A 14,236-nucleotide genomic window follows, 5' to 3' on the forward strand; every position below is an offset into this window, starting at 1 on the left:
CGGGCGTGGTCTGGTCTGCGCCGTGTGTGGGGGGTGGTCGCGTGGGCGGGTGTTGCGGGGGCGGGGCGGGGTGGTTGTTTCGCTGGCCCGCCCGTTTCCGGAACCGGGGTTCTGTTCCGGGCCCCGGGCGTGGTCTGGTCTGCGCCGTGTGTGGGGGGTGGTCGCGTGGGCGGGTGTTGCGGGGGCGGGGCGGGGTGGTTGTTTCGCTGGCCCGCCCGTTCCCGGAACCGGGGCTCTGCTCCGGGCCCCGGACGAGGCCCCGCCCGCGCCGCCACGGCTCGCTTGACCGCCGCGCCCGCTCGGTGGGCGACCGCCGAGGACACCTCGTGCCGCACGCCGCAGCGCCCGGCCCCGTAGCACCCCGCCCAGCCAGGCGGGCCGTGGCGGCACGGTGGCCGATGGCCCCGTCTCGTACGGCCCGGGCCGGACCTCGCCCGGGGTCCAGGGGCGGAGCCCCTGGTTCGGGAAGGGGCGGGCTGGGGAACAACAGCGCACCCACCACGCCCCGCGCCGAACCTCGACCCCGCACACCCCGCCGGTGAGCGCGCTGGCCCGGGGCGCTGCGCTGGCTAGCGCAGGCCGTCCAGGGTGATGGGGAGGTGGCGGGGGCCTCTTAGGACGGCGTTGCGGCGGTAGGGCGGGGGGTCCTCCAGGAGGCGGGGGTTCTCCAGGCGCTGGGCCAGCGCGGTCAGGGCCAGCTGGGCCTCCAGGCGGGCCAGCGGGGCGCCGAAGCAGCTGTGGATGCCGCTGCCGAAGCCGAGGTGCTGGTTGTCGCGGCGCTGGGGGTCGAAGCGGTCGGGGTCGAGGAAGCGCTGCGGGTCGCGGTTGCCGGAGGCCAGGACCAGCCAGACGGGGGCGCCCTTGGGGATCGTCACCCCGGCGATGTCGATGTCCGAGAGCGGGGTGCGCTGGGGGAGCAGCTGGACGGGCGGGTCGTAGCGCAGCAGCTCCTCGACCAGGGGGACGGCCAGATGGGGCTTGGCGCGCAGCCGGGCCAGGACGTCGGGGTTGCGGAGCAGGGCGAGCATGCCGTTGGTGATCAGGTTGACGGTGGTCTCGTGGCCCGCGACCAGCAGCAGCGCGGCGGTGCTCAGCAGTTCCGTATGGGTCATCCGGCCGTCCGGGCCGTGCCCGGCGACCAGGGCGGAGAGCATGTCGTCGCCGGGGGAGCGGCGGCGTTCCTCGATGAGTTCGGAGAGGTAGCGGCCGAGTTCGGCGCGCGCCTGGTGGGTGACGCGGCGGCGTTCGGCGGCGTCCTGCTCGGGGTCCGGGTCGAGGCTCGCGGCGAGGGTGTCAGCCCAGGTGTGGAAGCGGGGTTCGTCCTCGCGCGGCACGCCCAGCAGGCGGCAGATGACGGTGACCGGGAAGGGGTACGAGAAGTCGTCGACGAGGTCGATGTGGTCCCGGTCCCGGAAGCCGTCGATCAGTTCGCCGACGATGCGGGACAGCTCGCCGCGCATGGCGTGGATGCGGCGCGGGGTGTGCGGCGGGCCGAAGGGTGTCATGGCGAGGCGGCGCAGCCGGTCGTGTTCGGGCGGGTCGAGCTTGAGGAAGGCGGGGGGTAGGGCGGGGTCGTCCTCCTCGGCCTCGGCCTCGGCGCGGTCCGGCTCGCCCGCGAGGCCGGGGTCGAGGTTGCGCGCGTCGGAGCTGATGCGCGGGTCGTGCAGCAGGGCGTGGATCTCCCAGTACGTGCTGACGATGTACGGGCCGTCCTCCTCGTGCACCACGGGGGTCTTCCGCAGTTCCGCGTAGATCGGGTACGGGTCGGCGCGGTTCGCGTAGTCGGTGATCTTCCGCAGGAGGGGGCCGTGGGCCATGGCGGAGTCCTTCCGGGACGGGGATCAGGGACGGGGCCGGGGGATCAGTGGCTTCAGTGGCGCGCGGGGGTGAAGGTGATGCGCCGGTCGGCGGGCGAGTAGCCGCTGAGCGTGACGGTCGGGCCGTGGGTGGGCAGCGTGGGGTCCGGGAAGTCGGCCGGGACCGGCCGCAGCCCTTCGGCGCGGCGGTCGACGGTGGTGAACGGCGGCGGGAAGGGCGCGGCGGTCTCGATCAGCCGCTGGTAGAACGCCAGCCACTTGCTCTGGTCGAAGGTGACGGCGGCGATGACGCGCCCCTGGTACCCGTAGACCGCCGTGAAGCGGCGCTCGGCGAGCGACCCCTGCGCGATCAGGACCTCCTCGCCCAGCGACGGCACCCCGACCGACTTGATGTTCACCCCGAACTGGGAGGACCAGAAGGCCGGGACCCACAGATGCGGACGGCGGTCGGCGCTCGCGCTGATCATGTTGTGGGCGGCGATCTCGGCCTGCGCGACCGCGTTGCCCCAGTGCTCCAGGGACAGGAACTGGTAACCGAAGAGCGGATGCGGGGAGCGGGCGACATCCCCGGCCGTGAAGACGTCGTCGGTGACGATGCCGCGTATGTCGAACGCGCGGCAGCCCGCGTCGCAGGCGATGCCGCGCGGCCCGGCGCCGAGCCCGGAACCGGCCAGCCACTCGGTGTTGCGGGTGATGCCGAGGGAGACCACCGCCACGTCGGCGTCGAGGGCGGTGCCGTCGGACAGATGGGCCCGCCGCAGCCGCCCGGCGGCGTCGCCCTCAAGACCGGTGACCATGACGCCGCAGCGCAGGTCCACGCCGTGGGCGCGGTGCAGGTCTGCGGCGACCTGGCCGAGCACCCCGCCGAGGGCGCCGACCAGGGGGGTCGGGCCGCGTTCGGCGACGGTGACCGCGAGCCCCCGCTCCCGGCAGGCGGAGGCGATCTCCGAGCCGGTGAAGCCCGCGCCGATGACCAGCACCCGGCGCGGTGCGGCCGACAGACGGCGGTGCAGCGCGGCCGCGTCCTCGCGGCTCCGGAGCACGAAGACGCCGTCCAGCTCGGCTTCCAGGGGGTGCGGCCAGGGGCGGGCGCGCACCCCGGTGGTGATCATGAGCCGGTCGTAGCCGACCTCGTCGCCGTCGGCCAGCCGCACCCGCCGGGCCGTCATGTCCAGCCCGGTGGCGGCGACGCCGAGCCGCCACGTCGCGTCGATCGCGCGGCGCCGGGGCAGCGCGGTGTGGTCGGCGGGGGACCTGCCCAGCAGCACCTGTTTGGACAGCGGTGGCCGGTCGTACGGCTCATGGGGCTCGTCGCCGATCATCGTGAGCGACCCGGCGAACCCCTCCTCGCGCAGCGTCTCGGCGGCCCGCAGCCCGGCCAGCGAGGCGCCCACGATCACGATGCGCCCGTCGCGCCGCAGCGTGTGCGGCGAGCCGTCAGCGGACACCGGAGAGGTCCGCATCATCGACGGAGAGGTCCTCGTCGTCGACCAGGATGGCCTGGACCGGGCAGGCGGCGGCCGCGCGCGCCACGTTCTCCCGCTGGGCCTCGTCCGCGTGCGGGGTGTAGAGCAGCGCCTCTTCACCGTGGAGGGTGAAGACGTCGGGGGCGAGGAACGCGCACTGCGCGTACCCCTGGCAGCGGTTGAGATCGACGACAAGCCTCATCGGGCCCTGCCCTTCGCAACGCGACGCGACGCTCGGGTCGCCGGGTCACCCCCTCCTCACGGCCAGCATGGGCGAGGCGGCCGGGGGGCGCGCGCACAGCCGGGCCAAAGGGGCGACGGGGGCGATTACCGGCGGCGGGGCGCCAGGAGATGGGGCAGTGTGCCAGTGGCGGCGGGGGCGTGAACCGTCGTGCGCAAGAGCTGAGTCATTCCGCCCGTGATCTCGTGGCCGCTACTACCGTGCGGGGAATGTTCCATTCCGCAGCCCTCTCCTCAACCCCACAAAGAGGCGGGATCGCCGCTGTCGGTTCCACGGGGCGGCGTATGTGATGAACCTCTCGTCCTTACGCCGCGCACAGCGCGCCCCCGCCCCTGCCTCTCCGCCCGCGCCCGCCAACCCCAAGCAGCGTGACGCGTTCTTCGACAACGCCAAGTACCTGGCCATCGTGCTGGTCGCGATGGGGCACTCCTGGGAACCCCTGCGGAACGGCAGCAGGGCGGCGTCCGCCCTCTACATGTTCGTGTACGCGTTCCACATGCCGGCGTTCATCCTCATCTCCGGCTACTTCTCGCGGAACTTCGACCTCCGGCCGGATCGGCTGAAGCGCCTGCTCACCGGGGTCGTCGTCCCGTACGTCATCTTCGAGACCGTCTACAGCCTGCTCAAGGGCTGGGCGGGCGGCGACCTCTCGTACCCGGTGAGCCTGCTCGACCCCTGGTATCTGACCTGGTTCCTGATCGCGCTCTTCGTCTGGCGGGTCACCACCCCGGTGTGGCGGATGGTGCGCCATCCGGTGCCGGTCGCGCTCGCGATCGCCGCGCTCGCCTCGTGCTCGCCCGACATCGGCGACGATCTCGACCTCCAGCGGGTGCTGCAGTTCCTGCCCTTCTTCGTGGCGGGGCTGCACATGCGGCCGGAGCACTTCTCGATGGTGCGGCGGCGCGAGGTGCGGCTGCTGGCCCTGCCCGTGGTGGCCGCCGCGCTGGTCTTCGCCTACTGGGCGGTGCCGCGCATGAACGCCGGGTGGTTCTACCACCGGGACAGCGCCCAGGAGCTGGGGGCGCCGTGGTGGAGCGGCATGGTCATGACGTTCGCCCTCTTCGGCTGCTCCATGGCGCTCACCGCGTGCTTCTTCGCCTGGGTGCCCGGGCGGACGATGTGGTTCACCGCGCTCGGCGCCGGGACGCTGTACGGGTATCTGCTGCACGGCCTGCTCATAAAGGGCTCCCACTTCGCGGGCTGGTACGAACCGGCCTGGCTGCACACCCCGGCGGGCGCGATCGCGGTCACGGTCATCGCCGCGGTGGTGGTGACGGCGCTGTGCTCGCCGCTCGTGCGGCGGATGCTCCGGTTCGCGATGGAGCCGCGGATGGAGTGGGCGTTCCGGTCGGCGTCGGCGGCGGGCGGTGCTGCCAAGGTCGTAGCCGGATCCGGGTCCGGGGCCGGGGCCGCCGTGCCCAGCCCCCGGGCGCTCGTCTCCGGAGTCTCCGGAGTCTCCGGCGCCGCCGCGACCGCGCCACGGGCGTCCGAGCCACGGGCGTCCGTACCGTCGCAGGTGACGAGACCGTCGAGCTAGCCGCGTCGTCCGGCCCCGCCCGCGCCCGTACCGTCGCGGCGGGGCCGGAAACGTTCGCACGCTCATGTGACTGATCGGGCTGTCGGATAGGCCGCCAGGGCCCTGGGTAGGGCCGGGCCGTGACACAGCCTTTTCAACTCCCCGACTTCTACATGCCGTACCCGGCCCGGCTGAATCCCCACGTCCAGGAGGCGCGGGAGCACTCCACCCGGTGGGCCCGCGAGATGGGCATGCTCGAAGGATCCGGGATCTGGGAGCAGGACGACCTCGACGCCCACGACTACGCGCTGCTGTGCGCCTACACCCACCCCGAGTGCTCCGGCCCGGAGCTGGCGCTGATCACGGACTGGTATGTGTGGGTGTTCTTCTTCGACGACCACTTCCTGGAGCGGTTCAAACGGTCGCAGGACCGCGCGGGCGGCAAGGCGTATCTGGACCGGTTGCCGCTGTTCATGCCGATGGAGCCGATGGACCCGGCAGCCGGGATGCCGGAGCCGGTCAATCCGGTCGAGGCGGGCCTGAAGGATCTGTGGGTGCGGACGGTGCCCGCGATGTCGCCGGACTGGCGGGCCCGGTTCCGGGAGTCCACGGAGAACCTGCTCAACGAGTCGCTGTGGGAGCTGTCCAACATCAACGCGGGCCGGACCCCCAATCCGGTGGAGTACATCGAGATGCGCCGCAAGGTCGGCGGCGCCCCCTGGTCGGCGGGGCTCGTGGAGCACGCGGTGGGGGCCGAGGTCCCGGCGGCGATCGCGGAGTCGCGTCCGCTGCGGGTGCTGCGGGACGCGTTCGCGGACGCGGTGCATCTGCGGAACGACCTGTTCTCGTACCAGCGGGAGATCGAGGAGGAGGGCGAGCGGAGCAACGGTGTGCTGGTCCTGGAGACGTTCCTCGGCTGCACCACCCAGCAGGCGGCGGACGCCGTGGGCGACCTGCTCACCTCGCGGCTCCAGCAGTTCGAGAACACCACGTTCACCGAGCTGGCCCCGCTCTTCGCCGAGCACGGCCTGTCCGCGGCGGCCTGCGCGGACGTCATGGCGTACGTCCGGGGGCTCCAGGACTGGCAGTCGGGCGGCCATGAGTGGCACCTGCGGTCCAGCCGCTACATGAACGGCGGCGGGGCGGCCGGGAGCGAGCCCGCCGCCTGGTCGCCGTTCTCCGTGAGCGGCCTGGGCGGCAGCGGCCTTGGCGTGTCGGCGGCCGACATACGGCTCACCACCGGCCGGGCGGAGCGGGCCAGGGCGCGCGGTTTCAGCCATGTGCCGTTCGCGCGGGTCGGGCCGTCCCGGCTGCCGGACTTCGACCTGCCGTTCACCGCCCGGCTCAGCCCGCATCTGGACCGGGCGCGCCGGAATCTGGTCGAGTGGTCGCACCGGATGGGCATCCTCGGGCAGCGGCCCGGCGTCCTCGACGCGTACGTCTGGGACGAGCGCAAGCTGCTCGCCGCCGACCTTCCGCTGTGCGCGGCGGGCATCCACCCGGAGGCGTCCCCCGACGAGCTGGATCTGACGTCGGGCTGGCTCGCCTGGGGGACGTACGCGGACGACTACTATCCGCAGGTCTTCGGCCGGAGGCGGGACCTCACCGGCGCGAAGCTGTGCAACGACCGGCTCAAGGCCCTCATGCCGCTCGACGCGGCTTCCGCCCCCGCCCCCGCCCCGGTCAGCGGGCTCGAACGCTCCCTCGCCGACCTGTGGTCGCGTACCGCGGGGCCCATGGCGGACGGCGAGCGCCGGGCGTTCCGGCAGGCCGTCGACGACATGCTGGACAGCTGGCTGTGGGAGCTGGCGAACCAGGCGCAGAACCGGATCCCCGACCCGGTCGACTACGTCGAGATGCGCCGCCACACCTTCGGCTCCCACCTCACCATGAGCCTGTGCCGACTGTCCTACGGGCGGCGCCTCCCGCCCGAGGTCTACGAAAGCGGGCCGGTCCGTTCGCTGGAGAACGCGGCCATGGACTACGCCACCCTGCTGAACGACGTCTTCTCGTATCAGAAGGAGATCGAGTTCGAGGGCGAGGTCCACAACGGCGTCCTGGTCGTGCAGAACTTCTTCGACTGCGACTACCCGACCGGGGTGGCCGTCGTCCATGACCTGATGGACTCGCGGATGCGGCAGTTCCAGCACGTCGCGGCGCATGAGTTCCCGGTCCTGTGCGAGGACTTCGGGCTGTCGGCGGGGGGCCGGGCGGCCTTGGAGGCGTATGTGCGCGACCTCCAGGACTGGATGACCGGGATCATGACCTGGCACCGGGAGGTGGCCCGGTACCGGGAGGAGGAGCTGCGGCGCCCGCCCGGGGGGTCGCGGCAGTTGTTCGGGCCGACCGGGCTCGGCACGTCGGCCGCGCGGCTTCCGGTGGCCGTGGGCCGGTAGCGGCGGGGCTTCGGGTACGGCTGTGTACGGCCCCGTCTTGTCCCCGCGGACAAGACGGGGCCGTCGCATGTTGGCCGCCCGGCACGAAGCCGGGCGCGGGGCGGGGCCTGTTGAATGCCGCGCAATCCCCTCGCGCCCTGGAGGTACCGTGTCGCGGCGCAATCTGCTCCTGTTCCTGCCCGTGGTCCCGGCGCTGGCCCTGCTCGCGTCGGTGTGGCTGCCGTTCGTCAACGCCGAGCGGCTGTGGTTCGGGATGCCCTCGCTGTACGTATGGGTCGGCGGCTGGGTGCTCTCGCTCACCCCGGCGCTGGTCGCCGTCGAGTGGGGGCTGTTCCGGCACCGTGAGCGGGTGGCGGCGGGTGAGGCACCGTGAGCGTCGTCCTCGCCGTATCGCTGCTGGGCATGTGCGCCCTGGCCCTGTGCGGCTTCCTCGGCCGGACCGGGCGCTCCGCCGACCTCGCCGAATGGGCCGTCGGACGGCGTAACTTCGGCACCGCCGCCATGTGGTTCTTGCAGGCGGGCGAGGTGTTCACCACCTTCAGCTTCCTCGGGATCGCGGGGGTCGCGTACACCGGCGGCAACGCCGCCACGTACGCCGTCGTCTATCTGGCGCTCGCCTTCCTGCTGCTCTACTTCGTCCAGCCGAGGCTGTGGCGGCTGGGCAAGGACCGCGGCTACCTCACCCAGGCCGACTACTTCGCCGACCGCTACGGCAGCCCGCTGTTCGGCAAGGTCGTCGCCGTCATCGGGCTGGTCTTCCTGCTCCCCTACATCCAGCTCCAGCTCACCGGGCTCGGCATGGTCGTCGGGCTGGTGACGGGCAGCACGGCGTCGGGGCGGCTGAGCATGGTGCTGGCCTCGGTGCTGACGGCGGCCTTCGTGCTGTGGTCCGGCATCCGCGGGCTGAAGAACAGCGCCTACTTCAAGGACGTCCTGACGGTCGGCGTCATCGCGGTGCTCGCCGTCGTCGTCCCGCTGCACTATGTCGGCGGCGGTGGGGTGGGCGAGGTGTTCCGGCGGGTGCACGAGGCGCAGCCGCAGCTGCTGACCGTGCACGGCGGGGCGCAGGACCAGGTGTGGTGGACGACGAGCGTGCTGGTCTCGGCGATCGCGGGCGGGCTGATGGCGACGCCGCACCACTGGCCGCCGCTGATGGCGGCGGCCGGGCCGCGGGCGATCCGTACGAACAACGTCTTCATGCCGCTGTACCAGGTCGCGCTGATGATCCCGATCATGATCGGGCTGACGGGGGTCGTCGCGAAGGTCGATGGCGACGGCGACGGGGTGCTGCTCACCCTGGCGCAGGGCGCGCTGCCGGACTGGGCCACCGGGCTCGTCGTGGTCGCCGCGGCGGCCTCGGCGATGGTTCCGGCCGGGGCGATGTGCATCGGCATCTCCACCCTGGTCGCCCAGAACCTGCTGCCCCCGGGGCGGGAGTCGGCCCGGATGCGGGTCAATCACAGCGTCGTCGTCCTGGCCATCGGGCTGGCCCTCACCCTCGGCATCCTGCGGCCCGGGCTGCTGGCCGATCTGCAGCTGCTCACCGTGAGCGGCTTCATCCAGCTGGTCCCCGGTCTGCTCGCCGTGCTCGGCGCGCGGCGCCTGCTCACGGCCCGGGCCGCGTTGGCCGGGCTGGCGGCGGGGGAGGGGGTGGTGGTGTGGCTGACGTTGGCGGAGGTGGATGTGCGGCATGTGAATGCCGGGTTGGTGGGGCTGGCGGTGAACCTGACGGTGGCGGTGCTGGTCCAGTTGCTCTTCCCCCACCCCGCCCCTTCCCGAACCGGGGACTCCGCCCCGGCCCCCCACCGGGCCTCCGCCCCGGGACCCGGCCCTGACGGTGCCGTGGCCGCCGCGGCGCGCCGCTCCGACGAGTCGCCTCGCGGATGACCACCCGCGCGCCCACCCCGGGGGCTCCGCCGAGGTGCGGGCAGCGCCGCGCCGGTTCGCCGCCCGAGCGGTCGGCGGGCCTCTGGTGGCGGCCGGGGGGCGTGTTGTGTCCCCCACCCCGCCCCTTCCCGAAACCGGGGCCCTGCCCCGGACCTCGCCGAGGTGCGGGCAGCGTGGCGTGGTCGGTGGGCTTCTGGTGGTGGTCGGGGGCGTGTGGTGTTCCCTGCCTCGCCCCTTGCCGAACCCGGGGCTTCGCCTCGGGACTCGGTGTGGGCGGTGCGGCGGCCAGTGCCGCAGGGGTGCCTCGACGCATCCCCTCGCGGGGTGCCGCACCCCGCCTCGGGGCTGGCGGCCCCGGGCCTGCCGTTGCGGCGTGTGCTTTTCGCGCTGCCGGGCCGTGCCCCGGCGGCTCGGGGCGGGGTCCAGGGGCGGAGCCCTTGGTTCGGGAAGGGGCGGGGTGGGGAACAACGCCGCCGCAGGCCTCCAGGGACAATCCGACGAGCTACGAGAGTGAGTGGGCAACCGTGACGGATCACGACGACGAGCTGTGCTACAAGACCGCGCGCGAGCTGAGCGGCCTGCTGCGGCGCCGTGAGCTGTCGGCGCGCGAGGTGGTCCGGGCGCATCTGGACCGGATCGAGCGGGTCAACCCCGGCGTCAACGCGATCGTCACCCTCGTCGCCGACCGCGCCCTCGCCGCCGCCTCGGCGGCCGACGAGCGGATCGTGGCCGAAGGGGCGGATGGGGTGCTGCACGGGCTGCCCATCGCGCACAAGGACACCCACAACACGGCGGGCATCCGCACCAGCCACGGTTCGCCGCTGGCCGACGGCATACCGGACCAGGACGACCTGATCATCGAACGGATCCGGAACGCCGGGGCGATCACCCTCGGCAAGACCAACGTGCCCGAGTTCGCCGCCGGTTCGCACACGTTCAACCCGATCTTCGGCGCCACCCACAACCCGTACGACCCCGACCGCAGCGCGGGCGGCAGCAGCGGGGGCGCGGCCGCCGCGCTGGCCAGCGGCATGATCCCGATCGCGGACGGCAGCGACACCGGCGGATCGCTGCGCAACCCGGCCTCGTTCAACAACGTGGTCGGGCTGCGCCCGTCGCCCGGCCGCGTACCGACCTGGCCCGCGTCGAACGCGTGGACCACGCTCTCGGTCAAGGGCCCGATGGCCCGTATGGTCGCGGACACCGCCCTCCTGCTGTCCGCGATGGCGGGCCCGGACGCCCGGTCGCCGATCGCGCTGGAGGAGCCCGGCGCCGCGTTCGCCCGGCCGCTGGACCGGGATCTGGCCGGGCTGCGGGTGGCCTGGTCGCCGGATCTGGGCGGGCTGGTGCCGGTGGAACCCGAGGTGGCGGCGGTCGTGGAGGCCTCGGCGGGGGTCTTCGAGGGCCTGGGGTGCGCGGTGGAGCGGGCGTGCCCGGACCTGTCGGAGGGCGAGGAGGTGTTCCGTACGCAGCGGGCCGCGCTGTTCGAGGTGGCGTTCGGCCCGCTCATGGACCGTCACCCGGAGGAGCTGAAGCGGACGATCCGGGAGAACGCGGAGGTGGGGCGCCGCCTCACCGGGCCCGAGGTGGCCCGCGCGGAGGTGCTGCACACCGCGCTCTTCCACCGCGTCCGCGCCTTCTTCGAGCGGTACGACGTGCTGCTGCTCCCGGTCAGCCAGGTGCCGCCGTTCGACATCGGCGTCGAGTACCCGGCGGAGGTGGCGGGGGTGGCGATGCGGGACTACCTGGAGTGGATGCGTTCGGCGTACCTGGTCACGGCGACGGGCAGCCCCGCCCTGTCCGTCCCGGCCGGGTTCACCCCCGGCGGGCTGCCGGTGGGGGTGCAGATCGTCGGCCCGCACCGGGCGGATTTCGCCGTTCTGCAGGTCGGCCACGCCTTCGAGCAGGCCACCGGGTACGGGCGGCGGCGCCCGCAGCTCCAGAACAACGGGTAGATCAAGGGGCAAGACACCCCTGGCGGCGCGTGACCGCGGATGGATAACCTCCGCCTCAGCGCATCGACGCGGTCCGGCCCGGGTAGCTGACCCGGGATCCCGGAACCGGCGGCGCGCTCATGAGCGGAGGAGCCATGTACGACGACTCCCCGGACGGCCTCGCCGCCCTGGCCGACAGCATCGCCGGGCTGGTCGGCGCGCCGGTCACCATCGAGGACGACGCGTCCGAGCTGATCACCTACTCGCCCGGCCAGGAGTACTCGGACGACGCCCGCGTCGCGACGATCCTCAGCCGCCGGGTGCCCGACCGGTACCGGCCGCTGCTGCGCCACGAGCGGCTGGACGTACGGCTGGCGGGCTCGTCCGCCCCGCTGTACGCGGACTTCCGCGCGTCCGGGCTGCTGCCGCGCGCGGTCATGCCGATCCGGGTGGACGACCTGTCGGTGGGGTCCATCTGGGCGATCGTGCCCACCGCGCCCTCCCGCGAGCAGCGGGCGGCGCTGGAGGAGTCGGCCGCGCTGGCCGCCCCGGTGCTGGCCCGGCAGATCGCCCGGCGGCGCGGCGAGGAGGCGCGGCGGACCGAGGCGGTACGGGCCCTCCTGGGCGGCGGGCCGCAGGCGGCGGAGGCCGCCGCCGAACTGCCGCTGCCGCCCGGGCCGCTGGCCGTCGTCGCCCTGCGCCCGACGGCCCCGGCCCCATCGGGCGAGCCGCTGCGGCGTGCCCTCGCGGGGCTCGGCGGGCTCGCCGGTCTCGCGGACGGCGCCGTCCACGCGGAGGCCGACGGCGCGGGCTATGCCGTCCTGCCGGTACGCGACGAACAGCGGCTGGCCCGCGTGGTCCGCGAACTCCCGGGCCGGGCCGGGCTGCTGGCCGGGGTGGGCCGTACCGTCCCCGGCCCGGACCTGCTGGACCGCTCACGGTCCGACGCCGACCTGGTCGTCCGGCTGCTCACCCGGCTGGGCGGCGGCGCGGGCGGGACCGCCGCCCACATCCGCGATGTCCACCTGGACGCGCTGCTCATGCAGACGGTGGACCTGGCCGACGAGGCCGGACACGACCCGCTGGGCGCGATCGCCGACCTGGAGGCTTACGACCGCGAGCGCGGCACGGACCTCCTCGACAGCCTGGCCCGCTACCTCGCCTCCGGCGAGGACGCCCGCCTGGCCGCCCGCCAGCTCCACATCCACCCCAACACCCTCCGCTACCGCCTGCGCCGCGCCCACGAGATCGCCGGTCTTGACCTGGCCGACCCGGCCGCCAAGTTCGAAATCCAACTCCGCCTCCGCCTACGATCCCTCCGCCTCCCGTAGCCCCCGGCGGAACCCGGCCCCGTGGGGCCCCGCATGCGGCGTACCGCGCCCGGCACCTGTCGCGCCACTCGTGGACCTCGCCCCCCGGCCCACCGGGTGGGCGCCGCTGCTCTTCGCTCGCCGGGGCTCGGGGTCCGGGGCGGAGCCTCGGGTTCGGGGAAGGGCGGGGTGGGGGATCGCCCGTCCGACTGCCGCCCCCCCCTTTGTGCCGGGTTACAACAGCCGGACCTGCGGCATCGGTCGCGGGGACAGTGCGGTGGGTGTCCCCGCGCGCCCATGATGCGTACGCAGCACGCAAAGCCAGGGAAACCAGGGGAAGCCAGGGGAAGGGGAACGCCACCGTGTCCACACCGCGCAGTGCCGTCGTCGTCGGGGCCGGGATCGTCGGGCTTGCCACCACCTGGGCGTTGCAGGGGCGTGGGGTCGAGGTCACCGTCGCCGAGCGGCGGCGGCCCGCCGCTGGGGCCTCGTGGGGGAACGCCGGGTGGCTGACGCCCGCGCTGGCGCTGCCGTTGCCCGAGCCCGCCGCGTTGCGGTACGGGGTGCGGAGCCTGGTCTCGCCGACCTCGCCCGTCTACATCCCGCCCCGGGCGGACCCACGCCTGGCGCGGTTCCTGCTGTCGTTCACCCGGCACTGCACCCCGCGCCGCTGGCGGGTGCTGGCCACCGCGTTCGCCACGCTGAACCGGCACGCGCTCGCGGCGTACGACGAGCTGGCGGCGGGCGGCGTCGAGGAGCCCACCGTGCCCGTGGACCCGATGCTGCTCGCCTTCGGGACGGCCGCCGAGCGCGCCGGGATGGTCGAGGAGCTGGAGCACGCCCGGGCGGCGGGGTACGAGATCCCGTACGACGTCCTCGACGGCGACCGGGCGCGGGCCCTGGAGCCGGTGCTCAGCGACGCGGTCGGCGCGGGCCTCGCGCTGCACGGCCAGCGGCGGCTGAACCCCGGGAACTTCGTGCGCGCGCTGGCGGATTCCGTACGGGAGCGCGGCGGGAAGATCGTGGAGCGGGCCGAGGTGTCGGGCATCCGCGACCTGGGCACGGGCGTCGCGGTCGGCACGTCCCAGGGCGACCTGCGCGCGGACGTCGCCGTCGTCGCGACGGGGGCCTGGCTGGACCGGCTGGTCCGGCCGTTCGGGGTGCGGGTGCCCGTGCAGTCCGGGCGCGGCTACAGCTTCAGCGTCCCCGCCGAGGGCGCACCGGCGCGCCCGACGTATCTGGCCGGGCAGAAGGTGGTGTGCACCCCGCTGGGCGACGGCCGGGTGCGGGTCGCCGGGATGATGGAGCTGGCGCCCCCGGAGCGGCCGGTCGACCCGCGCCGCATCCAGGCGATCATCGGCGCGGCCCGCCCGCTGCTGCGGGACGTCGACTGGGACGCCCGCCGGGACGAATGGGTCGGCTCACGCCCCTGCACCGCCGACGGGCTGCCGCTGGTCGGCCCGACCGGCTCGCCACGGGTGTACGTGAACGGCGGCCACGGCATGTGGGGCGTGGCCCTCGGCCCGCTCACCGGGCGGCTGCTGGCGGACGCCATCGCGACCGGTACGGCGCCCGCCGAACTGGCCGCGCTGCATCCGCTCCGGTGAGGTCCCCGGCGATGACGTTTTAGATGACGTTTTAGGGGCGCGGGCCCGGTTACCCGGTGCGG

10 protein-coding genes are annotated in these 14,236 nt (G+C 74.0%); 7 read left to right on the top strand and 3 right to left on the bottom strand.

Going from position 1 to position 14,236, the window contains the following annotated elements:
- Positions 1-569: 569 nt before the first annotated feature.
- The 3 genes from ACFV9T_RS02130 to ACFV9T_RS02140 are packed head-to-tail and all read right to left on the bottom strand — an operon-like array spanning position 570 to position 3,485.
- Positions 570-1,817 carry a cytochrome P450 gene (locus ACFV9T_RS02130; RefSeq protein ID WP_385436169.1) on the bottom strand — a complete coding sequence of 416 codons (1,248 nt, stop codon included), beginning with the start codon at positions 1,815-1,817 and terminating at the stop codon, positions 570-572.
- 53 nt (positions 1,818-1,870) lie between these two features.
- Complete coding sequence (locus ACFV9T_RS02135; RefSeq protein WP_385436170.1) at positions 1,871-3,283, bottom strand: NAD(P)/FAD-dependent oxidoreductase; 1,413 nt, start codon at positions 3,281-3,283, stop codon at positions 1,871-1,873.
- Positions 3,255-3,485, bottom strand: coding sequence for a ferredoxin (locus ACFV9T_RS02140; RefSeq protein ID WP_385436171.1), 231 nt, complete (start codon positions 3,483-3,485; stop codon positions 3,255-3,257). The genes ACFV9T_RS02135 and ACFV9T_RS02140 overlap by 29 nt, the downstream gene beginning before the upstream one ends.
- Before the next feature lie 328 nt (positions 3,486-3,813).
- Here ACFV9T_RS02140 and ACFV9T_RS02145 point away from each other — a divergent pair, with 328 nt between their 5' ends.
- The 7 genes from ACFV9T_RS02145 to ACFV9T_RS02175 all read left to right on the top strand — a co-directional run bounded on the left by ACFV9T_RS02145 (position 3,814) and on the right by ACFV9T_RS02175 (position 14,174).
- A complete protein-coding gene (locus ACFV9T_RS02145) occupies positions 3,814-5,061 on the top strand; it encodes an acyltransferase family protein (protein ID WP_385436172.1) in 1,248 nt (415 codons plus the stop codon).
- A 119-nt stretch (positions 5,062-5,180) separates the two neighbouring features.
- On the top strand, positions 5,181-7,436 hold the full coding sequence (locus tag ACFV9T_RS02150; protein WP_385436173.1) for a germacradienol/geosmin synthase: 2,256 nt from the start codon (positions 5,181-5,183) through the stop codon (positions 7,434-7,436).
- A 148-nt stretch (positions 7,437-7,584) separates the two neighbouring features.
- Complete coding sequence (locus tag ACFV9T_RS02155) at positions 7,585-7,809, top strand: hypothetical protein (RefSeq protein ID WP_385436174.1); 225 nt, start codon at positions 7,585-7,587, stop codon at positions 7,807-7,809.
- Positions 7,806-9,323, top strand: a complete 1,518-nt coding sequence (locus ACFV9T_RS02160; protein WP_385436175.1) for a sodium:solute symporter — start codon at positions 7,806-7,808, stop codon at positions 9,321-9,323. The genes ACFV9T_RS02155 and ACFV9T_RS02160 overlap by 4 nt, the downstream gene beginning before the upstream one ends.
- Positions 9,324-9,847: 524 nt before the next feature.
- Positions 9,848-11,278 carry an amidase gene (locus ACFV9T_RS02165; RefSeq protein ID WP_385436176.1) on the top strand — a complete coding sequence of 477 codons (1,431 nt, stop codon included), beginning with the start codon at positions 9,848-9,850 and terminating at the stop codon, positions 11,276-11,278.
- 134 nt (positions 11,279-11,412) lie between these two features.
- Positions 11,413-12,588 carry a PucR family transcriptional regulator gene (locus ACFV9T_RS02170; RefSeq protein WP_385436177.1) on the top strand — a complete coding sequence of 392 codons (1,176 nt, stop codon included), beginning with the start codon at positions 11,413-11,415 and terminating at the stop codon, positions 12,586-12,588.
- 341 nt (positions 12,589-12,929) lie between these two features.
- Positions 12,930-14,174, top strand: coding sequence for an NAD(P)/FAD-dependent oxidoreductase (locus ACFV9T_RS02175; RefSeq protein ID WP_385436178.1), 1,245 nt, complete (start codon positions 12,930-12,932; stop codon positions 14,172-14,174).
- Positions 14,175-14,236 lie beyond the last annotated feature (62 nt).

Source organism: Streptomyces sp. NPDC059850 (assembly GCF_042731515.1).
In the GTDB taxonomy this organism is placed as follows: Bacteria; Actinomycetota; Actinomycetes; order Streptomycetales; family Streptomycetaceae; genus Streptomyces.